At 37.5% G+C, this 23,423-nt stretch carries 24 protein-coding genes, 1 pseudogene and 1 other annotated feature; of the genes and pseudogenes, 21 read left to right on the forward strand and 4 right to left on the reverse strand.

The window, feature by feature from the left end:
- Positions 1-37 precede the first annotated feature (37 nt).
- The 12 genes and pseudogenes from polA to rplT all read left to right on the forward strand — a co-directional run bounded on the left by polA (position 38) and on the right by rplT (position 12,913).
- On the forward strand, positions 38-2,701 hold the full coding sequence (gene polA / locus ICI50_RS03010) for a DNA polymerase I (protein ID WP_013853736.1): 2,664 nt from the start codon (positions 38-40) through the stop codon (positions 2,699-2,701).
- Positions 2,702-2,709: 8 nt separating this feature from the next.
- Complete coding sequence (gene mutM, locus ICI50_RS03015; RefSeq protein ID WP_188891919.1) at positions 2,710-3,540, forward strand: bifunctional DNA-formamidopyrimidine glycosylase/DNA-(apurinic or apyrimidinic site) lyase; 831 nt, start codon at positions 2,710-2,712, stop codon at positions 3,538-3,540.
- Positions 3,537-4,139, forward strand: coding sequence for a dephospho-CoA kinase (coaE, locus tag ICI50_RS03020; protein ID WP_013853738.1), 603 nt, complete (start codon positions 3,537-3,539; stop codon positions 4,137-4,139). The genes mutM and coaE overlap by 4 nt, the downstream gene beginning before the upstream one ends.
- A gap of 2 nt (positions 4,140-4,141) precedes the next feature.
- Positions 4,142-4,609, forward strand: coding sequence for a transcriptional regulator NrdR (gene nrdR / locus ICI50_RS03025; protein ID WP_013853739.1), 468 nt, complete (start codon positions 4,142-4,144; stop codon positions 4,607-4,609).
- Positions 4,610-4,611: 2 nt separating this feature from the next.
- Positions 4,612-5,946, forward strand: coding sequence for a replication initiation and membrane attachment family protein (locus ICI50_RS03030; RefSeq protein ID WP_188891921.1), 1,335 nt, complete (start codon positions 4,612-4,614; stop codon positions 5,944-5,946).
- A 17-nt stretch (positions 5,947-5,963) separates the two neighbouring features.
- On the forward strand, positions 5,964-6,881 hold the full coding sequence (gene dnaI, locus ICI50_RS03035) for a primosomal protein DnaI (protein WP_188891923.1): 918 nt from the start codon (positions 5,964-5,966) through the stop codon (positions 6,879-6,881).
- 287 nt (positions 6,882-7,168) lie between these two features.
- Entirely contained in the window at positions 7,169-9,103 is a 1,935-nt protein-coding gene (thrS, locus tag ICI50_RS03040) for a threonine--tRNA ligase (protein WP_013853742.1), read from the forward strand.
- Positions 9,104-9,253: 150 nt separating this feature from the next.
- Complete coding sequence (locus ICI50_RS03045) at positions 9,254-9,775, forward strand: hypothetical protein (protein WP_013853743.1); 522 nt, start codon at positions 9,254-9,256, stop codon at positions 9,773-9,775.
- Positions 9,776-9,883: 108 nt separating this feature from the next.
- A pseudogene (locus ICI50_RS03050) lies at positions 9,884-11,578 on the forward strand (aryl-sulfate sulfotransferase).
- 47 nt (positions 11,579-11,625) lie between these two features.
- Positions 11,626-11,737, forward strand: a sequence feature (ribosomal protein L20 leader region).
- 40 nt (positions 11,738-11,777) lie between these two features.
- Positions 11,778-12,296 (forward strand): translation initiation factor IF-3, encoded by a 519-nt coding sequence (gene infC / locus ICI50_RS03055; RefSeq protein WP_201781720.1) that lies wholly within the window; start codon positions 11,778-11,780, stop codon positions 12,294-12,296.
- 21 nt (positions 12,297-12,317) lie between these two features.
- The gene (rpmI, locus tag ICI50_RS03060; RefSeq protein ID WP_013853746.1) at positions 12,318-12,518 is read left to right on the forward strand and encodes a 50S ribosomal protein L35; all 201 of its coding nucleotides are present in this window, start codon (positions 12,318-12,320) and stop codon (positions 12,516-12,518) included.
- A 38-nt stretch (positions 12,519-12,556) separates the two neighbouring features.
- Positions 12,557-12,913, forward strand: a complete 357-nt coding sequence (gene rplT, locus ICI50_RS03065; RefSeq protein WP_013853747.1) for a 50S ribosomal protein L20 — start codon at positions 12,557-12,559, stop codon at positions 12,911-12,913.
- A 54-nt stretch (positions 12,914-12,967) separates the two neighbouring features.
- Here rplT and add read toward each other — a convergent pair whose 3' ends face one another.
- Positions 12,968-13,969: an adenosine deaminase gene (add, locus tag ICI50_RS03070; RefSeq protein WP_056940984.1), complete on the reverse strand. Its 1,002-nt coding sequence runs from the start codon at positions 13,967-13,969 to the stop codon at positions 12,968-12,970.
- A 147-nt stretch (positions 13,970-14,116) separates the two neighbouring features.
- Here add and ICI50_RS03075 point away from each other — a divergent pair, with 147 nt between their 5' ends.
- The 9 genes from ICI50_RS03075 to ICI50_RS03115 all read left to right on the forward strand — a co-directional run bounded on the left by ICI50_RS03075 (position 14,117) and on the right by ICI50_RS03115 (position 21,527).
- Entirely contained in the window at positions 14,117-14,641 is a 525-nt protein-coding gene (locus tag ICI50_RS03075) for a YqeG family HAD IIIA-type phosphatase (protein ID WP_013853749.1), read from the forward strand.
- Positions 14,634-15,743, forward strand: coding sequence for a ribosome biogenesis GTPase YqeH (gene yqeH / locus ICI50_RS03080; RefSeq protein ID WP_013853750.1), 1,110 nt, complete (start codon positions 14,634-14,636; stop codon positions 15,741-15,743). The genes ICI50_RS03075 and yqeH overlap by 8 nt, the downstream gene beginning before the upstream one ends.
- 12 nt (positions 15,744-15,755) lie before the next feature.
- Complete coding sequence (locus ICI50_RS03085) at positions 15,756-16,412, forward strand: nicotinate-nucleotide adenylyltransferase (protein WP_188891924.1); 657 nt, start codon at positions 15,756-15,758, stop codon at positions 16,410-16,412.
- A complete protein-coding gene (gene yqeK, locus ICI50_RS03090) occupies positions 16,393-16,992 on the forward strand; it encodes a bis(5'-nucleosyl)-tetraphosphatase (symmetrical) YqeK (protein ID WP_013853752.1) in 600 nt (199 codons plus the stop codon). Before ICI50_RS03085 ends, yqeK begins: the two co-directional genes overlap by 20 nt.
- 20 nt (positions 16,993-17,012) lie before the next feature.
- A complete protein-coding gene (rsfS, locus tag ICI50_RS03095) occupies positions 17,013-17,360 on the forward strand; it encodes a ribosome silencing factor (protein WP_013853753.1) in 348 nt (115 codons plus the stop codon).
- A gap of 3 nt (positions 17,361-17,363) precedes the next feature.
- A complete protein-coding gene (locus ICI50_RS03100; protein ID WP_013853754.1) occupies positions 17,364-18,515 on the forward strand; it encodes a nucleotidyltransferase in 1,152 nt (383 codons plus the stop codon).
- Position 18,516: 1 nt separating this feature from the next.
- On the forward strand, positions 18,517-19,056 hold the full coding sequence (locus tag ICI50_RS03105) for a YceD family protein (RefSeq protein ID WP_013853755.1): 540 nt from the start codon (positions 18,517-18,519) through the stop codon (positions 19,054-19,056).
- Between the two features lie 173 nt (positions 19,057-19,229).
- Positions 19,230-19,943, forward strand: a complete 714-nt coding sequence (locus ICI50_RS03110) for a response regulator transcription factor (RefSeq protein WP_013853756.1) — start codon at positions 19,230-19,232, stop codon at positions 19,941-19,943.
- A 9-nt stretch (positions 19,944-19,952) separates the two neighbouring features.
- On the forward strand, positions 19,953-21,527 hold the full coding sequence (locus ICI50_RS03115) for a HAMP domain-containing sensor histidine kinase (RefSeq protein ID WP_095342210.1): 1,575 nt from the start codon (positions 19,953-19,955) through the stop codon (positions 21,525-21,527).
- A 34-nt stretch (positions 21,528-21,561) separates the two neighbouring features.
- On the opposite strand, the gene ICI50_RS03120 is transcribed toward ICI50_RS03115, so the two are convergent.
- Genes ICI50_RS03120 through ICI50_RS03130 form a run of 3 tightly spaced genes read right to left on the reverse strand, consistent with a single transcriptional unit; the run spans position 21,562 to position 23,374 of the window.
- Complete coding sequence (locus ICI50_RS03120; RefSeq protein ID WP_054640396.1) at positions 21,562-22,050, reverse strand: YbaK/EbsC family protein; 489 nt, start codon at positions 22,048-22,050, stop codon at positions 21,562-21,564.
- Positions 22,051-22,098: 48 nt separating this feature from the next.
- A complete protein-coding gene (gene yidC / locus ICI50_RS03125) occupies positions 22,099-23,061 on the reverse strand; it encodes a membrane protein insertase YidC (RefSeq protein WP_056940986.1) in 963 nt (320 codons plus the stop codon).
- Positions 23,062-23,101: 40 nt separating this feature from the next.
- Positions 23,102-23,374, reverse strand: a complete 273-nt coding sequence (locus tag ICI50_RS03130) for an acylphosphatase (protein WP_056940987.1) — start codon at positions 23,372-23,374, stop codon at positions 23,102-23,104.
- Between the last annotated feature and the right edge of the window lie 49 nt (positions 23,375-23,423).

Here is a 23,423-nt window from a genome sequence, read left to right on the forward strand (position 1 = left end):
AGTAAGAAAAGAACTATTTAATAAAGGGGCAGACAATATGGCCGATAAAAAATTACTTTTAATTGATGGTAACTCAGTAGCTTTTAGAGCCTTTTATGCGCTTTATCGTCAGCTAGAATCTTTCAAAAATCCTGAAGGTTTGCATACCAATGCGATTTATGCTTTTAAAAATATGTTGGACGTCTTATTAAAAGATGTTGAACCAACCAACGTCTTAGTTGCGTTTGATGCAGGCAAGGTAACCTTTAGGACCAAGATGTACAGTGATTATAAGGGTGGTCGAGCCAAAACGCCTGAAGAATTGCTTGAACAAATGCCTTATATCCAAGAACTGTTGCATGATTTGGGTATTAAAACCTATGAACTAAAAGATTATGAAGCCGATGACATCATTGGTACTTTTGTTCAAAAGGGTGAAGATGCTGGCTTTACTACTACTGTAGTTACCGGTGACCGCGACCTAACTCAGTTAGCATCAGATAAGACAACAGTTGAAGTAACTAAATCTGGCGTTTCTCAACTTGAAGCCTATACGCCAGAACACATGAAAGAAGTTAATGGCGTGACCCCAACTGAATTTATCGACATGAAGGCCTTGATGGGCGATAATTCCGATAATTATCCTGGTGTCACTAAGGTTGGTCCCAAGACTGCTTCTCGTTTGATTCAAAAATATGGTTCAGTAGAAGATCTCTATGAACATGTTGATGAAATGAAGAAGTCTAAGTTGAAGGAAAATCTGATCAATGATAAGGATAAGGCCTTTTTAGCTAAGAAACTAGCTACCATTGATCGTGATTCACCAGTAACGATTGGTATCGACGACGTTAAGCGTGAACCAGTTGATTATGAAAAACTGCGCCAATTCTACGAGCAGATGAACTTTCGTAAGTTTTTGGCCGACTTGAATGCTTCAGGCAAAGGTCAAGCAGCTACTGAAGTGGAAAAAGTTGAATATACCGTTTTAAATGATCAAAATGTTAAAGATATTAAGGCTAGTGAAAACGATCAAGTTGAATTCTACTTAGCCATGCTCGGTGCCAACTATCATTTAGCGGATTTTGTCGGCTTTAGCTTGAAGATCAATGATCAGATTTACGTTTCAAGGGATGTCGATTTACTTAGTGAAGACAATTTGAAGCATCTTTTGGAAGATGAAAAGATCAAGAAAAATGTCTTTGATTTAAAGCGGACCACGGTTGGTTTAAATCGCTTAGGCATTCATGCCCATGGTTTGGACTACGATATGCTTTTAGCTTCATACTTGGTTAATAATGAAAACAACTCCAATGATTTAGGCGAAATTGCGCATTTATATGGTGATTACTCTGTTAAAACCGATATCGAAGTTTATGGTAAAGGCAAGAGTGAACATGTTCCAGATGAAGACGATGACTTATTCAACCACTTGGCTTCCAAAGTAAATGTCATCGCCAAATTAAAAGAACCGCTATTGCAGAAGTTGAAGGAACATGAACAAGATGACTTGTTTGATACAATTGAGATTCCAACGGCTCGCGTTTTAGCTAAAATGGAAATGAATGGCATGAAGGTGGAGGCCAGCACCTTGATTCAGTTGCAGAATGAGTTTGCCGTTAAGTTAAAAGAACTGGAAGACAAGATTTACCAGCAAGCTGGGGAACGTTTTAATTTGAATTCACCTAAGCAATTAGGCCATATCTTGTTTGAAAAATTAAACTTGCCAGTTTTAAAGAAAACCAAAACAGGTTACTCAACTTCGGTTGAGGTGCTTGATCAATTGAAGACGCAAAGTCCAATTGTCAGTGAGATTTTGGATTATCGTCAGATTGCCAAAATTCAGTCAACCTATGTTAAAGGTTTGCTTGATGTCATCCAACCTGATGGTCGCGTACATACGCGTTACTTGCAGACTTTAACGGCAACCGGACGTTTATCTAGTGTTGATCCTAACTTGCAAAATATTCCAACGCGTACTGAGGAAGGTAAGCAAATCAGAAAGGCCTTTGTGCCAACCGACCCTGATGGTTATATTTTCTCTTGTGACTATTCACAGGTTGAACTTCGTGTATTGGCTCATGTTTCTGGGGATGCTCATATGCAAGAGGCCTTCAAGACCGGCTATGATATTCACTCGCACACGGCGATGAAGATTTTCCACTTGGATTCACCAGACGAAGTAACTCCATTAATGCGGCGACATGCTAAGGCCGTTAACTTCGGAATTGTTTATGGTATTTCTGATTATGGTTTGTCTAAAAATTTAGGTATCTCTAGAAAGCAAGCCAAAGAATTTATTAACAATTACTTTGAACAGTATCCGCAAATTAAGGACTATATGGATAAGGCTGTGCAAGAGGCACGCGACAAGGGCTATGCTGAAACGATCATGCACCGGCGCAGATATTTGCCCGATATTCATGCTAAGAAATACACTGTCCGTGCTTTTGCCGAGAGAACCGCGATTAACTCGCCAATTCAGGGTTCAGCGGCCGATATCATCAAGATTGCGATGATCAATATGCAAAAGAAGCTGGATGAACTTCATCTGAAGACCAAGATGGTAGTACAGGTGCACGATGAATTGATTTTCGATGTGCCAAAGGATGAACTAGAAACGATTAAAAAGATTGTCCCTGAAGTTATGCAATCAGCAGTTAAACTTGATGTGCCACTGATTGCTGATTCTGGCTGGGGACACAATTGGTATGATGCAAAGTAGGTGATAGAATGCCTGAAATGCCTGAAGTAGAAACCGTACGGCGAACTTTAATTCCTTTAGTCAAAGGAAAAACAATTGAAAAAGTAATTCTGTGGTATCCCAAGATTGTGGCGACGGATCATGAACATTTTTTAACGGAGCTTCCTGGTAAAGAAATTATTGATATTGACCGCTATGCCAAGTATTTGCTTATTCGTTTGAGCGATAATTTAACGATCGTTTCGCATTTACGCATGGAAGGCAAATATCATTTGACCACGCCAAATGCGCCTAAGGATAAGCATGATCATGTGGAATTTATTTTTAATGATGGTACAGCTTTGCGCTATAACGACGTGCGAAAGTTCGGCCGCATGCAGCTGATTTTAACTGGTACTGAAAAACAAGCGACGGCAATCGGCAAACTGGGCCCCGAGCCTAATAGTCCGGAATTTAGCGACCAATATTTTATTGCTAGTTTAAAGCGCAAGAAGAAAAACATCAAAAATACTTTGCTTGATCAAAAGACCGTTGCGGGCCTGGGCAATATCTATGTTGATGAAACCTTGTGGCAAAGCGGGATCCATCCCTTAAGCAGCGCCAATAAGATCCCGGCTGATAAAGTGAAGGAGTTGCGTCGCAACATTAACGAAACAATTACCATTGCTACTAAAGAACGCGGCACAACGGTGCATACTTATCTGGATGCCAATGGTCAAACCGGCGGCTATCAAAAAATGCTTAAGGTTTACGGTCATGCTGGCGAAGCTTGTTCTAAGTGCGGCACGACGCTAGAAAAAATTAAGGTTTCAGGCAGAGGTACTACTTTTTGCCCCAAGTGTCAGGTGATGTATCAATGAGTTATGTTTTAGCATTAACCGGTGGAATTGCTACCGGCAAGAGTACAGCGGACAATTTTTTTAAAAAGAAAAAGATCCCGGTAATTGACTGCGATCAGATTGCACATGAGTTAATGAAGCCAGATCAGGCTTCCTGGCAGGCAGTCAAAAATAATTTTGGCAAGGAATATTTAAATCCTAATCAAACGATTAACCGTAAGAAATTAGGGCAATTGGTTTTTAATGATAAAAATGCCTTAGCAAAGTTAAACCAGTTGACTCATCCGTTAATTTTCGCTAAAACTATTCAAAAGATAAAAGAATATCAAAATAGTAGTCTAATTATTTTAGATGCACCGGTTTATTTTGAGTCAGGAATGGATAAAAAGAATATTGCTAATGGTGTTTTAGTAATTACTTTGCCTTTTGAATTGCAGCTTAAACGGTTGAAAGAGCGCAATCAATTGACTGATGAAGAGGCAAAGGCTCGCATCAATAGTCAGATACCGCTTAAGAAAAAAGCGCAAATGGCTGATTTTGTTATTGCAAATACTGGTACAATAAAAGAACTAGAAAATAAATTAGAACAAATATTAATTAAAATCAAAAAAGAGGGATAGCTATGGAATGTCCAAATTGTCATCAAAATGCCTCCCGCGTTATTGATTCACGTCCAAGCGATGAAAATCGCGCAATCAGACGACGCAGAGAGTGCGAAAATTGTGGTTTTCGTTTTACTACTTTTGAAAGAGTAGAAACTGCACCGTTGCTAGTTGTAAAAAATGATGGTACGCGTGAACCGTTCAATCGCAATAAAATTTTGCATGGAGTCATGGCGGCCGGTCAAAAACGACCAATCAGCAGTGAACAATTCGAGAAATTGGTTGATCGGGTTGAAAATAAAATTAGAAAACAAGGTGTCAGTGAGATTTCATCTAAGAAGATTGGTCAATACGTAATGGATGATCTGGCTAACCTAGATGATGTGGCCTACATTCGCTTTGCTTCTATCTATCGTGAATTTAAAGATATGTCTAGTTTTATGAAGACGATGGAAGACATGATGGCCAAGAAGGGAAAGAGTAACTAGGAATGTTTGAGACATCTAATCCCAAACATCTTTATTACGTGGCCAATAAGATTACTCTTTATCCAGATGATGAAAAGATCTTGATCAAGCTTTATCAACCGTTGGTGGGTGCAGTTGCGGTTGCACTTTATCAAACTTTGATTAGTGATTATGATCCCTATGGGATAATCTCTGATTCAAAGGGGATATATTCATTACAGGAGCAGCTTGATTGTAGCTTGAGAAAATTATTTCGAGCATTGCATAAGCTAGAAGCGGTGGGATTAGTTAAGACATATTTATCCGATAATGTTTTTAATAATATCTTAGTTTTTAAATTATTTAAGGTGCCGAGTGCGGATAAATTTTTTGCTACTCAGTTGTTGGCTAGTTTATTAAAAGAGAAAGTGGGCATAACTACTTTTCATCAGTTGAGCCATAATTTTGCGGAAGCAGCCAAGTTACGAGAAAAGCCGATCAAAAATGCTCGTGATGTGTCAGCTAATTTTATTGATGTCTTTCGGCTGCCTGGAGATGAAGCAATTACGCCATCAAGAGATGTAGTAGAGGCAGCTAAAGAGAATAAAATTAAAAAGGCAGAAACAGCCACAGTTAATGATCATGATAATGTAGATTGGGACTTTATCAAAAATAAATATCAAGTTTATCAGATTCCAGCCAAAGAAGTTGAAATCAATCAAAATCAAATTCGTAGTTTAATGCAGACTTACGGCTTATCTGAAGAAGAATTCGTAGATGAAAGTTTGCCTTGTTTGCATGGCTCGTATAAATTAAATATGCGTGACATTAGTAATACCTTGGCTGAAAATTATAAACGTTCTAAGACTAGAGAAAATGTGCAAAAACAGCTTAATGAAGGTCAAGAGAAAGCATTAGCATCGATTGAAAGCTTAGATGCAAATGACAAGAAGCTACTGAAAAAAGCTCAAGAGAATTCACCAGCTGAGTTTTTGTATCGGCTGAAAACCGAAAAGGGTGGAATCGCTAGTACTAATGAAAAATATATTATCAATAATTTGCATACGCAATATGGCTTGCCAGAAGATTTGATTAATATTTTGACTTATACTTGTTTAACCTATGATTCTGTAGTTAGTTCTAAATTGGTTTATAAGATTGCTAATGATTGGTTGCAGCATGGTGTAGCTACTGGCGTACAGGCCCTGCAATATGTAAAGAAACGTCACAATAGTTTGGGTAAAAAGAAAAATAGATGGGTACCTACTAAGCGCGTTGAAAAAGGTACAGATTGGAGTAAAAAGAAAGCTGATCCTAATAGTGGAGAATTTTCAACCGAGCAATTAAAGGATCTATTCAAAGACTTGAATAATAAATAAAGAGAGTAGGTGAGATAATGGAGCCAATTGGTAAGGTGATTAAGAGAATTGTCAAACAACGCAACTTAGATAGTGAGCAAGATTTAATTAACGAGGCTATCAAAGATCCAGATGTGCAAGCCTTTTTGACTCAGAATGCGGATAAAATTGATAAGGCAATGGTTAAAAATAGCATTTCAACGATTTACGAATTCTATAGTCAAAAAAAGAATCCGAGCAAAATAATGGCGGGCTATGTGTCCCAACTGTTTCTAAATGGTAAGGTGATTGATATTCGTTATACGCCTACCAGAAGCAAAATAGCGGTTGATCGTAAGCGTGATGCTCGAAGAAGGTTGCAGCTAATTGATCTGCCTGCTCGTTTACAAAATGTTGAACTGAGCAAAATTGATATTAGTGATGAGCGTAAGCCAGCACTAAATTTAGTTTATGCTTTTTTGAGAAATTTTAAGCATAATCCTCATGCCAAAGGACTTTATTTATCAGGAGACTTTGGCGTTGGTAAAACCTATCTTTTAGCAGGACTAGCTAATTATGTAGTTACCAACATGAATAAAAATGTAATCTTCTTACATGTACCTACTTTTATAGCAGGGCTTGCTAGTCATTTTGATGATAATAGTCGAACAAGTTTGCAAGAAGAAATTCGACGTTTGTCAGAGTGCGATTTGCTTATTTTAGATGATATTGGTGCAGAGAGTCTTAGTCAGTGGTCACGTGACGATGTTTTAGGCGTTATTTTACAAGCTAGAATGGACAATGTATTACCTACTTTCTTTTCGTCTAATTTAGATATGGAAGCCTTGCAATCTCACTTTGAAGAGACGCGTAATGCTACTGATCCGGTTAAGGCCAGAAGATTAATGCAGCGAGTACGTTTTTTGGCAACAGAAGTGGTGGTCTCTGGTCCTGATCGTAGAAATTCTTTGCATTAATTTGATAAAAAGTCTTGCATTGATGTCTTCATTGCGTATAATTGAAATTAATTAAACGAGACATGTTGATGTTCGCCTCAGAGAGAAAAGCCTAGTTCTGGAAGCTTTTCATTAGAGCATCTTCCCGACTCGTTTATTCCCAAAGTTGAATTTCTATTAGGCTGGATACCTTTATTAATCCATATAAGAGGTTAGACGTACGCTAACCTGAATTTTGGGTGGAACCACGCAATTAACGTCCCGGTGCTAGCAATAGCACTGGGATTTTTTATTTGGAGGTAAAAAATATGAGTTTTTCAGTTACTCTACCAGATGGCTCAAAGAAAGATTTTGACAAAGCCGTTTCAGTTAAGGAATTAGCTTCATCAATTGCAACTTCTCTTGGAAAAGCTGCTGTTGGTGCTAAGGTAAACGGTGCAATTAAGCCAGTTGATTATGAAATTAACAATGATGTTGAAGTTGCTATTCTTACTGATAAGGATGAAGAGGGCTTAGACATCTTAAGAGCTACTGCAGCATTCGCACTTGAAGCCGTAGCTAAGAAGGAATACCCAGAACTTCACTTGGGTCAACATGTTGCTGACAAAGATGGCTTCTATGTTGATACTGACAAGAAGGACCAAATCAAGGTTACTGAATTGCCAAATCTTGAAAAGGCTATGGAGAAGTTAATCAAGAGCGGTCAACCAATTGAACACGTTGAAATGGACAAAGCAGTTCTTGCAGATATGATTAAGGACGATCCTTACAAGAGCGAACTCTTAAAGAGGGTTGAAGGCGATAAGGTTGATGCTTACAAGTTAGGCGACTTTGTTGACTTTGGCTTCAATGCTCTTTTGCCAAATACTGGCAAGATTAAGCATTTCAAGCTGTTATCAGTTGCTGGTGCTTACTGGTTAGGCAAGTCATCAAACCCAATGCTTCAAAGAATCTTTGGTACTGCATTCTTCAAGGAAGCAGCATTAAAAGATGATTTAAAGCGTCGTGCTGAAATTAAGGAACGCGATCACAGAACTATCGGCCGTGACCTTGATCTCTTCTTCGTTGATCCTAAGGTTGGTGCTGGTCTTCCTTACTGGATGCCAAAGGGTGCTACTATTCGTCGTGTTGTTGAACGCTACATCATCGACCGTGAAGTTGCTGACGGTTACCAACACGTTTATACTCCAGTGTTAATGAACCTTGATGCCTACAAGACTTCTGGTCACTGGGCACACTACCGTGATGACATGTTCCCACCAATGGACATGGGTGATGGTGAAATGCTTGAACTTCGTCCAATGAACTGTCCATCACATATTCAAATTTACAAGCACCACATTCGTTCATACCGTGACCTTCCACTTCGCGTTGCTGAACTTGGTATGATGCACAGATATGAAAAATCAGGTGCTTTATCAGGCTTACAACGTGTACGTGAAATGACTTTGAATGATGGGCACACCTTCGTAGCTCTTGACCAAGTTCAAGATGAATTTGCTAAGATCTTGAAGTTGATCATGGATGTTTACAAGGACTTCGATATTACTGATTACTACTTCAGACTTTCATACCGTGATCCAAAGAACACTGAGAAGTACTTTGCTAACGATGAAATGTGGGAAAGAAGTCAAAAGATGCTTAAGGGTGCTATGGATGACCTTGGCCTTGATTACGTTGAAGCTGAAGGCGAAGCAGCATTCTACGGCCCTAAGCTTGATATTCAAACTAAGACTGCTTTGGGCAATGATGAAACTATGTCAACTATCCAACTTGACTTCATGCTTCCAGAAAGATTTGGCTTGACTTATGTTGGTCAAGATGGTGAAGAACACCGTCCAGTTATGATTCACCGTGGTATTGTTGGTACTATGGAAAGATTCATTGCTTATCTTACTGAAATCTACAAGGGTGCATTCCCAACTTGGCTTGCCCCAGTTCAAGCTGAAATCATTCCAGTTAACAACGAAGTTCACGGCGAGTACGCTGAAAAAGTTCGTCAAGAACTTGCTAAGCGTGGCTTTAGAGCAGAGGTTGACAACCGTAACGAAAAGTTAGGCTACAAGATTCGTGAATCACAAACCCAAAAGGTACCTTACACTTTGGTATTAGGTGACGATGAAATGAAGGCTAATGGCGTAAACGTTCGTCCTTATGGTACTGAGGAAGAAAACTCAATGAGCCTTGATGAATTCATCAAGGAAATCGATGCTGATGTTAAGTCATACTCACGCGAAAATTAATTAAATTAGTTAATAAAGAAGATCGTATGCAATTTTTGCATGCGATTTTTTTGTAAGGAAAATGCAAATTAATTGTTAATTGTATTAATCTGTTTGTCATATTTGGATGAGACAATAAGAGTAACGAGATTTTAGCGAGGGGACTTAAGCATGAAGAAAAAAATAAGTATGTTGTTAATAGCTATTTTATTGATGCTTGGATTATCTAGTACGCTTATTGCTAAAGCTAGTGCTGCTTCCTGGGGAGCTAAAAAAGTCTATACAACGCCTAAACGTACGCGGGGTAATTGGTATTATAAGAAAAATGGTAAAATTAGAAAGCTTAGAATTACTACTCATACGCTGAATGGGGTTAAACTTTACAAAATATTAAAAGGCAGTGCAATGGAAAGCTGGACAAGAAAATTGGCTAAAGCAGATGAAGATGCCAATTTTAAATTAGCCAAAAAAGTAGGTAATTCTAAATATGAGGCTTATACTTTTAAATTCCATGGCAATTATGGGTTTAACGCTAGTGACTGGCTGGCCAATGATAGTACAAATACCGGTTCATATTATGCACCAGTGAAAAAACACCGTAAGGGTAAAAAAGTCACAGTTTTACGAGTAGGAAATGGCACGGATAATAGCTTTTCATTCTACGGCTATTCAAGTAAAAAATTAGCTAAATAGGCATAGGGGCATTGAGAAAAAATCTCAGTGTCTTTTTTGCATAAATATTTTGTTTATCAAGCCGAAATATTAAAATAGAAGATGCGTATAGTTATAGAAGGAGAAAAAATGAAGAGACATAAATTAATAGCGGTAGTTGCTTTAATTACGCTGCTATCTAGCGTGCCGGTGTTCTTTAATAAACAACCACAATTAGTGTTAGCTAGCAAGAAGAATGGTAATGCTAAGAAGACAAAATTAAGTGATAGCCAAATTATTAAAAACTTAGGCGTGAAGAAAGTAGCTAACCTTACTAATGATAGTTTGACTGCTAAGTATGCAGCGATTGTAAAGGGTCAAAATTACACTTGGGAGAATCCTTATATTAAAGTCAACCCATATGAGAATTCACCATTGACTGTGTTGATGATTTTTCATACTGATTAACCTACCAAGATTAGCTATCGGGTAATTGGGAAAACAGCTAATACAACTATTTCTAATAAAGTAGAAGGCTATCAAACTGATCATCAAGTTCCGATTGTAGGACTATATGCTGGTTATGAAAATTTCGTTGAAGTTACTATGACTAGCAAAAATAATGAAAAGGAAACTAAAACCTTCAAGATTAAGACGATTAATTTACCTAAATGGATTAGAAATTTCCCAATTAAGGTTACAGTTAATGACAAGAACAAAATGAATATTGGTTCAAATGAATTAACTGTCTTAAATAGAACGACTAAACAAACTTTTGCAGTTGATGCTGATGGACAAGTTCGCTGGTATTATTTACGCTGGAATGAGCATATTTTTGAACAATTGAGCAATGGACGTTTGCTTTTGTTTAATAAAATTAAATCTGGCGATGAAAAATATAATATGTTAGTAGAAACTGATTATTTGGGCCGCGTCTATCGTCAATTTAGCTTCGATAAAACTTTAGGTGGTAGTTATGCTGGAACGGCCGGTTTGTCTTTAGTGCACCATGATGTTGCTGAGATGCCTAATGGCAACTGGCTATTGACGGTTGATGATGGCAGCAAGTATGTTGAAGATACAATTGCTGAACTAGATCCTAAGACTGGTAAAATTGTGAAGGTAATTGACTTTAAGAAATTTTTTCCAGAATCCATGTATAAGAATAACAAGATAAAGGCTAATGATAATACAAGTAGCGGCTTGGGCCTGATGGATTGGCTGCATATTAATTCAATCTATTATGACCCTAAGACGGATAATATTCTACTGTCAGCTCGTAATCAGGATATTATTTGGTCAATGAATTATCGTACGAATAAGATTAATTGGATCTTTACTAGTAAACCGGCTAAAGAATGGCCAAGTTCATTTAGAAAATATTTGTTAAAGCCAACGAAGGGTACTAAATATACTGGTGGGCAACATGGTTTATACATCTTAAAAGAGTCCGGCAATAAATTAGATATTCTGCTTTATGACAATAATATTGCTGTAACTAACGGTGATAAAAAGCAAAGTGGAAAGTACTCTGCTGCCATTGAATATCAGATTGATACTAAGAAAAAGACAATTAAACAGGTATGGAGCTATGGTGAAAAATTGGGTAAGAGCAATTTTACTGAAGTAATTGGCTATGCTCAGCGTTTAGCTAATGGCAATACTTTGATTGATTTCGGTTTTAAGAATAAAGGCAAGGAGAGCAATATCATTGAAGTTGATGCTCATGGCAACCAGGTCTTTAACTTAACGATTAGCAATAGTGCCAAGGATATGACTTACGTTTACCGGGCATATCGAATGAAGTTCTATCCAGACAACTATATTTTTGATGCAACAAAATAGAATTTTCTCTTGACGAGTTTTAATTAAACTCGTATAATACAGGAGTTGAGAACAAGAAGAAGCTCCCGCTTCTCGCCTAAGTTAAGTTAACCTCTGGGCTGATCGATAATTTCTGTTGATTAAAGGCGGGCGTTACTTATCCCGCCTTTTTCTTGTCCTCAAATTAACACGGAGGTGAATAGTCATACCAAGGAGTTTAATCTTAAACGAAAGAATTCGCGCTCGCGAAGTTCGTTTAATCAATGAAGATGGTCAGCAAGTTGGTGTTATGAACAAGATGGAAGCTTTGCGTCGCGCAAGTGAAGCAGGTCTTGACCTTGTCTTAATTTCACCTAATGCTAAGCCACCAGTAGCACGTATCATGGACTACGGTAAGTACCGCTTTGAACAACAAAAGAAGCTTAAGGAATCCCGTAAGAAGTCCAATACAGTCAGTGTAAAAGAAATTCGTTTGAGTCCAACAATTGAAGGCAATGACTTCGATACTAAATTGAAGCATGTTCGGAAGTTCCTTACTAAAGAAGGTGCTAAGGTTCGTGTATCAATTCGCTTTAGAGGTCGTGCCATCACTCATAAGGAATTAGGTCAACAAGTACTTGAGAAGATGGCCGAAGTCAATTCGGATATTGCTAGTGTAATTAGCAGACCGAAGATGGAAGGTCGTTCAATGTTCTTAATGCTCGCACCTAAGAGTGAAAAGGACAAAAAGAAAAAGTAGTTAATTGGAGGAAATAGAAATATGCCAAAGATGAAAACAAACCGCGCTTCTGCTAAGCGTTTTAAGAGAACTGCAAACGGTGGCTTGAAGCGTCACCACGCATTTACTGGTCACCGTTTCCACGGTAAGACCAAGAAGCAACGTCGTCACTTGAGAAAAGCTGCTATGGTTTCAAGTAGTGACATGAAGCGTATCAAGCAAATGCTTGCTCAAATGCGTTAATTATTCGTTCTTTAAGACTATAGTAGGAGGAAATTTAAATGCCAAGAGTTAAAGGTAGAATTGTAACACGTAAACGTCGTAAGAAGGTCATGAAGCTTGCCAAGGGTTACCGTGGCGCAAAGCACATGCAATTTAAGGCCGCAAGTACTCAATTATTTGTTTCATACAAGTACGCATTCCGCGACCGTAGAAGACGTAAGAGCGAATTCAGAAAGTTATGGATTGCTCGTATTAACGCTGCTGCAAGACAAAATGACATCTCATATTCTAAGTTAATGCATGGTTTGAAGTTAGCCGGTGTTGATATGAACCGTAAGATGTTAGCTGATATTGCTTACAACGATTCAAAGACTTTTGCACAATTAGCAGAAACTGCTAAGAAGGCATTGAACTAAAGTTGCTTAATGAATAAAGGCCAGGGAAATATCTCTGACCTTTATTTTTCTATTTCATTTTTGAATTAAAGCACGTAACCTGATTTTTTCGTCAGGTGATGTAAAGGCAGCGTCGACTGCATTTAGATAAAGTGTAGTTTCTTCTTCTGACGTTAAGTTAGTCTTTTCTTCAAGTAATTTATATTCACGTGGAAGATTGGTATTAGAAACTGTCATGTCATCAGAATTAAGGGTAACTTTCATACCCTTATGCAACAGATTCTTGATAGGGTAAGAAGTGATTCGATTAAAAGCTTTAGTATCCATGTTAGATGTTGCGCAGCATTCTAATACAGTTTGCTGTTGGATTAATTCTTTGGTTAGTTCAGGATCTTCAATGCAGTGAATGCCATGCCCAATCCGATGAGCGCCCATGGCTAATGCTTGACGAATGGAGTCAGGGCCAGCTGCTTCACCTGCATGTATAGTGAATGGTATGCCTAATTTTATTGCGTGATCAAAGAAAGGTTTGTATTTAATATTGGGAATCGGGCCTTCGCTGCCAGCTAAATCAATGCCGACAACGCCATGGTGTAAGAATTTCTTGGCTAACTCTACCGTTTTCATGTTCTCTACTTGATTATTCTTGAAACGCATTAAACATAGGATTAATCCGGCGTGTAATTCGGGTTGATTATTTTTACTTTGTTGATCCGCTAAAAAACGATTTAAGCCGGCGATTGCCGCTTCAATAACTGTTTTCTGCGTTAATTCATTTTTAGTATGTAATTGTGGGGCAAAACGAATCTCTGCATAGACTAGTCCTTGCTGTTTTAATTCAGTAAGCAAATCATAAACAATCGTCTCCAAATCATGACGAGTCTGCATTAATTTATTAGGTAAAGCGAATTTTTCTAAAAATTGATCTAGACTTTTGCAGTTAGCATTAACTGACAGCTGTTGTCTTAAGTCATGATCTGAAGGTATGGGCAGATTATGTTCAGCCATTAATTTTTTAACAGTGGTAAAAGGAACAGAGCCATCCAAATGAAGGTGCAAATCGATAAATTTTTTCATCATTTTTCCTTTCTAAATTTAATTGATGAATAGGATAATAGGTTAAATTGTTTTGATTTTATCACTTTTTCGTAAGAATGGAACAAAAATTTCTAATGCAAACGCATTTTTGATATTATAGAGAGTGATAAAAAATGGAGAGTTTATATGTTATTTAGACCAAAGTATACAATAAATACGATTTACAATTTGGACCCCGCCAAATTAAATGAAATGGGAATCAAAGCAGTTTTTTCAGATCTAGACAACACATTGCTAGCCTGGAATAAGTTTGAAACTGCCAAGGAAATGGATAAATTGAACCGGGCATTGGCTAAGGTTAATATTAAGCTGGTCGTAATTTCCAACAATAATGCTCAAAGAGTGGGCAAGGTGCTTAATCCTTACCACATAGATTTTGTGGCTAAATCGCGCAAGCCATTGCCTTTTGCAATTACCCGCAAGCGTGAGGAAATGCATTTAGAAAAGAGTCAGGTGATGATGGTTGGCGATCAGTTGATTACCGACATGCAAGCCGGCAATTTAGCGGGCGTTAATACGGTTTTGGTTAAGCCACTGGTTGAAACGGATAAGTGGAATACGCGGATTAACCGTTTCTTTGAGAAAATTATTTATTTCTTCCTCGGTTTATCGCATCGAGTAACATTTAAGGAGACTTTGCAAAATGGATGAGGATATTATTTGTATCGGCTGTGGCGCTGTACTGCAATCAGATGATCCTAAAAAGGCCGGCTATTTGCCTAAAAGCGCGTTAGATAAGGCAAGAACAAATGAAAATACTGATGTTTATTGTCAGCGCTGTTTTAGATTGCGTCATTATAATGAGATCATGCCAGTTGATTTAAATAATGATGATTTTTTAGCGTTGCTTAATTCGTTGGCAGAAAAGAAAGCATTAGTTGTGAATGTAGTTGACTTGTTTGACTTTTCAAATTCGCTGTTGTCATCCCTTAAACGGTTTGTTGGTAATAATGATTTTATCCTAGTTGGCAACAAATTTGACCTATTTCCTAAGAATTCCAAACAAAGCAAAATTAAGGATTGGATAAGGCAAGAAGCTAACCGCATGGGACTTTATCCTAAGAAAATCTTCTTGGTTTCTGCGCGTAAGAAATTGAATTTAGACACTTTGATTGAGTATATTAATCAGCAGTCTCAAGATAAAGATGTGTACTTCGTGGGAACTACTAATGTGGGTAAGTCTACTTTAATTAATGCTATCGTAGACATGATGGGTGATATTCAAGATCTGATTACTACTTCTCGTTTCCCCGGAACTACATTAGATAGGATTGAAATTCCTTTAGAGAATGGACATTTTTTGATTGATACACCGGGAATTATGACCGAGAGTCAATTGACTACACATCTGAATGCCAAAGATTTAGAATTAATCTCACCTAAAAAGCCACTTAAGCCGGCAACCTATCAATTGTTGCCAGGGAATACATTATTTTTAGCGGGCTTAGGTCGTATTGATTACTTGAAGGGTGAGTCAACCAGTTTTACAGTTTACGTAGCTAGAGGGATGTATGTTCACCGCACTAAGACAATTAACGCTGATGCTTTTTATGAAAAACATCGAGGCGAGCTGTTAGCACCTCCTGCTAGTGATGATCAATTACCTGCACTTAAGGGGCAAGAATTTAATACCAACTATAAGAGTGATCTTTTATTTGGTGGGATTGGCTTTGTTACTGTGCCTAAAGGCTGTGTTGTGAAGACTTATACCCCAGCTGGTATTGGATTAGGAATTCGTCGTGCATTGATTTAGAGGGTTTGAAAAATGGTTAATCCAAAATGCGTTGAAAAAGAAACACCAACAGTTGAAGCAAAACCAAAGATGGAGCAAGAAAAAAGTCGCGGCCGGCAAATTGGCATTATGGGCGGCACTTTTAATCCGGTTCATATTGCGCACTTAGTTGCAGCTGAACAAGCGATGACTAAGCTACGTTTAGATGAAGTATGGTTTATTCCAGATAATATTCCGCCACATAAAAACGCTTCATTAACTTCTGCTAAAGATAGAGCTACAATGCTAGATTTAGCAACTCGGGATAATCCTAAGTTTAGAGTAAAATTACTGGAATTGTTCCGCGGCGGTGTTTCTTATACTGTTGACACAATGCGTTATTTGAAGGAGAAAGCACCTCAAAATAATTATTATTTGATTATGGGCAGCGATCAGGTAAACAGTTTCCATACTTGGAAAGAAGCACCAACATTAGCTAAAATGGTAACTTTAGTTGGAATTCGGCGACCAGGTTACCCGCAAGATCCACAATACCCAATGATTTGGGTAGATGCACCTGACATTCGCTTAAGTTCAACAGCTATTCGTCGTTCCGTGGCTACGGGCACCTCAATTAGATACTTGGTATCAGAAGCAGTTAGAAAGTATATTATAGAGAAGGGACTTTATCTTGACGAAACTAACATTTAAAAAAACGTATTCACCATTATCTAGTGCTGAAATTATCGCTAAAGAAAAAGCTAATATGGATGAAAAGCGGTTTGAGCATTGTGTTCGCGTTAGTGAAACTTCACGAGAATTAGCTAAGTTAAATGGATATGATGAAGATAAGGCAGCATTGGCTGGATTTGTTCATGATTATGCTAAGCAAGTACCTGTAGAGCAATATCGCAAAGTAATTAAAGAGCAAGATTTTGATTTAGATTTGCTTAATTGGAATCGGGCAATTTGGCATGGGATTGTAGGGACCTACTTTATTGAGCGTGATTTAAAAATCCGTGATCCAGAAATTCTGACTGCTGTTCGGCGTCACACTACTGGGGATGTTAAAATGACGACGCTTGATAAGATCGTTTTTATGGCGGATTTTATTGAGCCAGGACGCCATTTCCCTGGAGTTGAAGAAGCACGTAAAATTACCTATGCTAATTTAGATGAAGGTGTGGGTTACCAATTGACTCATACTTTGGCATTTTTAATTGAAGAAAGAAATAAAATTTATCCTCGCACAATTGATGCGTACAATTTTTGGGGTATTAAGAAAGATTAATTCATAAAGGAGATAATATTTTGACTAGTCAAGAAATTTTAAATTTTACTACTAAGGCAATTAGTGACCGTCATGGTGAAGACACAGAAGCTTATGATATGCGTGGAATTAGTATCTTAGCCGATTATTATGTCATTACCAGTGCTGGTTCTAATCGACAACTACATGCGATTGCTAACTCAATTGTCGAAGAGGCACATAAGAACAATTACACCGATTATCGCATTGAAGGTACTAGAGACTCTAACTGGCTTTTGCTTGATTTAGGTGATGTAGTTGTTAATGTCTTTACTCAAGAAGCTCGTGAATTTTATAATTTGGAAAAATTATGGGCTAATGGTAAGCAAGTTGAATTGAAGGAAGATTAATCAATGAGCGTGGTGGGGATTATTGCGGAATTTAATCCTTTTCATAGTGGACATGAATTTTTGTTAAATCAAGCGCGGCTTATTGCTGGCAATGATCCGATCGTAGTCTTAACGTCTGGTAACTACGTCCAACGTGGTGAAATGGCAATTATGAGCAAATGGAATCGAGCTAAGGCCGCACTTCAATCAGGAGCCGATTTAGTGTTTGAAACACCATTTTCAACCACGGTTGAGCCAGCCGATTTATTTTCATTAGGCAATATTGAGCAACTAGCTAAATTAGGTGTGACCGATCTAGTTTTTGGCGTGGAAGATGCAAATTTGAATTTTACTTATCTTGGTAGCAAGATTGCTGAAATCCCACAAAATCATATGAATTTTAAGGATTATAGTCAAACTTATTCGACTCAATATAATCAAATGGTTGCGCGGGAAGTTGGTCATGAAATTAATCAGCCTAATGCGATCTTAGGTTTGGCTTATGCTGTTGCCAACCATAATTTAGGTTCACCGCTTAGTTTGCATCCAGTTCATCGCATTGGAGCGGGACACGATGATTTGCTTCAACGTAGTGGCGTGGTTCAAAGTGCTAGTGCGATTCGCAATTTATTGCTTCATAATGAAAATACGGATAATTTGAAATATTGGATGCCTAAATCTGAAGCCGTTGAACTTGCTAAGCAGGAAGTTTATCCTAACTGGAATTTGCTTTTTCCTTTCTTAAAGTATCGTTTAGAATCTTCTTCAATAGAAGATCTGCATCAGATCTATCAAATGAGTGAGGGATTAGAATATAAGATGAAGGAAGGAATTCATTTAGCACGTGATTTTACTGAGTTTTTGCGTCGGATTAAGTCTAAGCGTTATACATATTCACGTTTGCGTCGCTTAAGCCTGTATACATTGTTAAATATTACTCAGGCAGATATGATTGCCAGCTTTAACGAAGAGTCATTGCTGCTTTTAGGTTTTAGCAAGATTGGACGTAAATTCTTAAAAGACAATCGTAAAAATTCTCAAACGAAAATTATTTCTAAAGTAGATAAAAGAAGTGCTAAAAGTGGTTCACTGGCATTACAAGTGCGAGTTGATCGCTTATTTGAACAAATAATGGGCGTGGATCAAAATTTTGGTCGGCGTCCGCTCGAGGTGTAATATGCTAGAAATTAGTTTTGCTAAAATTCAAAATTCTGCCGAACCGTTGGTTCACATTGAACGTGACGTAGAGATGCGACCAGAATTCTTTAAACGAAGTAAAGATTTATTAATTGATGCACAAAATATACATGTAACAGGTGATCTGTTTTATCAAGAGCCTTTTGTTACTGGAAATTTCCAAGTAACAGCTGGTTTAGTTGTTCCGTCAAGTAGAAGCTTGAAACCAGTTAAGTATCATGAAGACTTCGCTTTTACTGAAAATTATGTTGATCGCAAACCAACTAAAGAAGAATTAGAGGATAACGATACCATCGTTCAAGTTAAGGATGACGTTATTGATTTACAAACGGCCGTTGAAGATAATATGTTATTAAATATCCCAACTACTATTCTTACCCCAGAAGAAAAGGAGAAGAATATTTATCCTGAGGGCAAGGATTGGGAAGTAGTTTCTGAAGCAGTTTTTGAGGAAGGCAAAAAGAATCAAATTAATCCAGCTTTTGCGAAGTTAAAAGTGCTATTCGATAATGAGGATTAGAAGAAAAAGTAACAAAATTTTACAATTTTTAAAAATCAGCCAGAGAAATTTTACTTTGACTGTTTTTTTGCTTGTTTTAGAAGCATTTTTAAAGTATCCTTTAATTATAAAAACATTTTTTAATTAATTTATTAGTATTAAAAACCAAATTGATCTAGAGGAACTGAGTTAACATGGCAAAAATTCTAATTATTGAAGATGAAAAGAATTTGGCTCGTTTTGTTGAGCTTGAATTACAACATGAAAATTATGAAACAGTAGTAGAAAATAATGGTCGTAAAGGTCTAGAAGATGCTTTGAAACAAGACTTTGACGCTATTTTACTTGACCTAATGCTACCTGATTTAAATGGGTTAGAAATTGCGCGTCGCGTTCGTCAAGTTAAGATGACACCGATTATTATGATGACGGCACGTGATTCTGTGATTGATCGTGTATCTGGCTTAGACCATGGTGCAGATGATTATATTGTTAAGCCTTTTGCAATTGAAGAGCTTTTAGCTCGTTTACGTGCTGTTTTACGTCGCGTTAAGATCGAAAAAGACGCTTCTAAAGTTACAGTAGCTAAGCAGAAGATTGTTAAGTTTAAAGACTTGACAATTGAAACTGCTAATAGAATTGTTCATCGTGGCGACGGCAAAGCAATTGATTTGACTAAGCGCGAATACAATCTATTAATGACTTTGATTGAGAACAAAAACAATGTAGTTAGTCGTGATCAACTTCTCAACAAGATTTGGGGTCCTGAATCAAATATTGAAACTAACGTAGTTGAAGTTTATGTACGTTACTTACGTAATAAGATTGACGTACCAGGTCAACCTTCATACATTAAGACGGTTCGTGGTACCGGCTATATGGTAAGAGATGAAGATGATGACCAATAATGGTAAGAGATGAAGATGATGACCAATAATAAAGAAAGTAAAGAGACCAAGCATTCTTCGTTGATCGTCCGGTGGGTTAGCATCGTGGCATTAACGATCACGGTCTCTTTTGTCATATTTTCAGTAGTTGTCTATCAGTTGGTAAGTAAGCAATCAATGGACCAGCAGCAGGAAACTTCTACTAATGTCGTAACTACATTAGATCAGACATTGAGTTCAATTCCAGATGAATTAGAAATTTCTAACGTTATTCCATCGCTTTCGCCAGCAACGCGTAGAATTTTGCAAGGCGGACCAGCGATTAGCAAAAAAGATACTAAGAACAATGCTTTTAATGATAATTTGTTAGCAACTATTTATAATCCTGATATTAATATTGCTGTTTATAATAAACATAGAGAAGTAGTTTTTACTAATGGCAATGCTACTCCGGATTTAAAGCCATTTTCTGCAGAACGACAGAATAAAGTAATTAAGCGTAAAGGGCATTCAGTTCTAGTAACTTATCAAAAGGTACATTCGGAAGTTAACAATAAGCTGACAGGTTATATTGTTATTTCAAATAATATGACTTATTACAATCATTTAATGAATAATTTGTTGCATTCAGTGATAGCTATCTCATTAATTGCGATTATCTTCTTCATTGTAATTTCTTATATTTTAGTAGTTAATGTAGTTAAGCCGATTAAAGATATGTCCAAAGTGGCTAAAAAAGTTAATGCCGATCCTAATAGTGGAGCTCGAATTAAGGAGCTTCATCGTAATGACGAATTAGAGGATTTGGCAATATCGATTAATCAGATGCTTGATCGGATGCAAGGCTATATTGATCAACAAAAGCAATTCGTGGGAGATGTTTCTCATGAATTAAGAACGCCAGTGGCGGTAATTGAAGGGCATCTTAATATGCTTGAACGCTGGGGCAAAGATGATCCTCAAATTTTAGCTGAATCAATCGATGCTTCCTTGCAAGAAGCTGATCGGATGAAACATCTAATTCAGGAGATGTTGGATTTAACTCGGGCTGAACAAATCGATGTGCAATATCCATATGAGGTTACTAATGTTAATGAAGTAACTCAGCGTGTAGTAGCCGATATGGCGATGGTTCATCCTGACTTTAAGATTCAACTTGATGAAGATGATCTGCCAGCAGATACTGAGATTCAAATTTATCATGGTCACTTGGAGCAATTATTAGTTATTTTGATTGATAATGGGATTAAGTATTCTACCGATCGTAAGCAAATTATTGTTTCTGCTGGTGTGACCAAGAAAGATGTCAATATTATTGTGCAAGACTTTGGTGAAGGAATTTCTAAAGAAGATCAACATAAGATTTTCAACCGTTTCTACCGTGTCGATAAGGCTAGAACTCGTGAAAAAGGTGGTAATGGCCTAGGCTTATCAATTGCGCAAAAATTAGTTGATAGTTATCATGGTGAAATCAGCGTAGAGTCAGTTGAAGGACAAGGCAGTCAATTTAAGATGAGGTTCCCACGATTGACTAAAAAGAAAGCTGCCAAGTTAAGAAAACTAAATGAGAAAAAAGAAATGCCTAAGAGTAATCTGGAGGCATAATAAAGAAGCAGTTCAAATTGAGAACTGCTTTTTTTCATAGAGATCTTTCTTCAAAAAGATGACCAGTTGAACTTAATATTCTGGCCAGTTCAGTCCAAGAAAGACTGATCGTTTGGGTATTATCATTGGGATGTACGCCAACTAAGTTGCTTTCCTCCATAGCTGCTTGGTCAACGATTAATGGAATTGTATTGGTAGTGTCATTAAGTAAACTGAAGGGTGAGACTGAACCAGATTTAATCTGTAATTTCTCTTCAAGCTCTGTTTCAGAGACAAAGGTTAAACTACTGGAATGCAATTCAGCTTTAGTTTTTTGCCAATCGATTTTCTTATCTTCTGGCAGCATTAATAAATAATAGTGTTTGCTATTGCGCGTTTTGATGAAAAGATTCTTGCATTTAGCGAAGTCCTTATCTTTTAAATGTTGATCGGCTTCTTCACTGGTAAATACTGCGGGGTGAGAGAGGAGCCGGTAGGTGATATTATGTTCATCTAGTAACTGCAATATTTCTTGACTGTTCATCGTTTTCTCCTTAATAAAAAAGTCAGGTTTAATCCTGACTTTTTTTGTTTATTTGCGTTTTTGTTTGCCTTGATTACGTTTGCGTAGATCTTGATGCAATTCTTTTTTAGCTTCGTTAGTTTGACTATTATTAGAGTCGGTCTTGAATAAGGCATTAATCTTTTCTTTAGTAACTACAACTTCAATTGGCTTATCCTTCAATTCGGCAGCTACTTGTTTCTTTACGTTTGGCATTAGGATAAAGGTAACGATTACTTGTTGAATAATCATTACTAAGTTACCGGCGGCCCAGTATAAGGCTAAGGCACCAGAGAAGGATAAACTGAAGAATAAAGTCATAATTGGGTTGAAGATCATCATTGATTGCATGGCCTTCTTTTGTTCTTCAGGAATACCGATCAGTGAGATGTAACTCTGGATAACGGTGAACACAGTAGCGATAATGGCCAATATTACTGATTTTTTACTCAGAGAAATACCAAAGAAAGTAGACTGCGCTAATTGTGGTGAGTAGAATACCGCTTGGTAAATCCCCCACATAATCGGCAGCTGAATAATCAATGGCAAACACCCCATGCCGCCAGTTAAGGACATTTCATTCTTAGAGTATAGTTCTCTTTGCCAGCCTGATAAAGTCATCTGCTGCTGAGGAGTGATGTCCTTATGCTTCATTGCGCCTTGGATTAGCTTCATTTGTGGCTGCAGGCGAGTCATTTTTTCTTGTTGACGCACGCTCTTATTTTGTTGAACCAGCATCAATGGCATCAAAATTAACCGTACGACTACAGTAATAATGACGATCCCCCAGCCGGCACCGTTGTTGCCACCCACTGTTTGGGCTGTATGCACCATGATATTTTGCAAAGGCTTGCCTAGCCATTGGTAGACCAAGCCGTAAATTCCACTGTGTGGAGCAACATGAGGATCAGTCGTTGCACCACAAGCACTTAGCACAAGAGTAGCTACTACGACGATAGCTAACAGTCCTGCATATTTTTTGATTTTTTTCATTTAAATTAATCACCACTTATTTTCTATTAAAAAGATACATCTAATATAATACATGAAAATCATGCATTTTTTCCACATTTGGGACAGATTCTTGACTAATATTTTCAATATGAGCAAAACCAGATGCGGATGACAATTTTTCAATGAAACGTTCGATTTCGCTACCTTCGGCTTGCAAGAAAATAGTAACTGTACCATCAGAGTTGTTTTTTACTGTGCCAGGAATGCCCATTTGATTGGCTAAATTTTGAGTACTCCAGCGAAAGCCAACGCCTTGTACTAAACCTGAAACGACTAATTTTCTAGTTTCCATATATTTGCTTCCTCTTTTTAAAAACAGTTTCATCTTTAATTTTAACATG

It is taken from the genome of Lactobacillus kefiranofaciens, assembly GCF_014656585.1.
GTDB lineage: Bacteria > Bacillota > Bacilli > Lactobacillales > Lactobacillaceae > Lactobacillus > Lactobacillus kefiranofaciens.

What these genes read in the sequence shown, in the direction of transcription:
- polA (WP_013853736.1), top strand. Translation starts at nt 38, where the DNA reads ATGGCCGATAAAAAATTACTTTTAATTGATGGTAACTCAGTAGCTTTT.
- mutM (WP_188891919.1), top strand. Translation starts at nt 2,710, where the DNA reads ATGCCTGAAATGCCTGAAGTAGAAACCGTACGGCGAACTTTAATTCCT.
- coaE (WP_013853738.1), top strand. Translation starts at nt 3,537, where the DNA reads ATGAGTTATGTTTTAGCATTAACCGGTGGAATTGCTACCGGCAAGAGT.
- nrdR (WP_013853739.1), top strand. Translation starts at nt 4,142, where the DNA reads ATGGAATGTCCAAATTGTCATCAAAATGCCTCCCGCGTTATTGATTCA.
- ICI50_RS03030 (WP_188891921.1), top strand. Translation starts at nt 4,612, where the DNA reads ATGTTTGAGACATCTAATCCCAAACATCTTTATTACGTGGCCAATAAG.
- dnaI (WP_188891923.1), top strand. Translation starts at nt 5,964, where the DNA reads ATGGAGCCAATTGGTAAGGTGATTAAGAGAATTGTCAAACAACGCAAC.
- thrS (WP_013853742.1), top strand. Translation starts at nt 7,169, where the DNA reads ATGAGTTTTTCAGTTACTCTACCAGATGGCTCAAAGAAAGATTTTGAC.
- ICI50_RS03045 (WP_013853743.1), top strand. Translation starts at nt 9,254, where the DNA reads ATGAAGAAAAAAATAAGTATGTTGTTAATAGCTATTTTATTGATGCTT.
- rpmI (WP_013853746.1), top strand. Translation starts at nt 12,318, where the DNA reads ATGCCAAAGATGAAAACAAACCGCGCTTCTGCTAAGCGTTTTAAGAGA.
- rplT (WP_013853747.1), top strand. Translation starts at nt 12,557, where the DNA reads ATGCCAAGAGTTAAAGGTAGAATTGTAACACGTAAACGTCGTAAGAAG.
- add (WP_056940984.1), bottom strand. Translation starts at nt 13,969, where the DNA reads ATGAAAAAATTTATCGATTTGCACCTTCATTTGGATGGCTCTGTTCCT.
- ICI50_RS03075 (WP_013853749.1), top strand. Translation starts at nt 14,117, where the DNA reads ATGTTATTTAGACCAAAGTATACAATAAATACGATTTACAATTTGGAC.
- yqeH (WP_013853750.1), top strand. Translation starts at nt 14,634, where the DNA reads ATGGATGAGGATATTATTTGTATCGGCTGTGGCGCTGTACTGCAATCA.
- ICI50_RS03085 (WP_188891924.1), top strand. Translation starts at nt 15,756, where the DNA reads ATGGTTAATCCAAAATGCGTTGAAAAAGAAACACCAACAGTTGAAGCA.
- ICI50_RS03100 (WP_013853754.1), top strand. Translation starts at nt 17,364, where the DNA reads ATGAGCGTGGTGGGGATTATTGCGGAATTTAATCCTTTTCATAGTGGA.
- ICI50_RS03105 (WP_013853755.1), top strand. Translation starts at nt 18,517, where the DNA reads ATGCTAGAAATTAGTTTTGCTAAAATTCAAAATTCTGCCGAACCGTTG.
- ICI50_RS03110 (WP_013853756.1), top strand. Translation starts at nt 19,230, where the DNA reads ATGGCAAAAATTCTAATTATTGAAGATGAAAAGAATTTGGCTCGTTTT.
- ICI50_RS03115 (WP_095342210.1), top strand. Translation starts at nt 19,953, where the DNA reads ATGAAGATGATGACCAATAATAAAGAAAGTAAAGAGACCAAGCATTCT.
- ICI50_RS03120 (WP_054640396.1), bottom strand. Translation starts at nt 22,050, where the DNA reads ATGAACAGTCAAGAAATATTGCAGTTACTAGATGAACATAATATCACC.
- yidC (WP_056940986.1), bottom strand. Translation starts at nt 23,061, where the DNA reads ATGAAAAAAATCAAAAAATATGCAGGACTGTTAGCTATCGTCGTAGTA.
- ICI50_RS03130 (WP_056940987.1), bottom strand. Translation starts at nt 23,374, where the DNA reads ATGGAAACTAGAAAATTAGTCGTTTCAGGTTTAGTACAAGGCGTTGGC.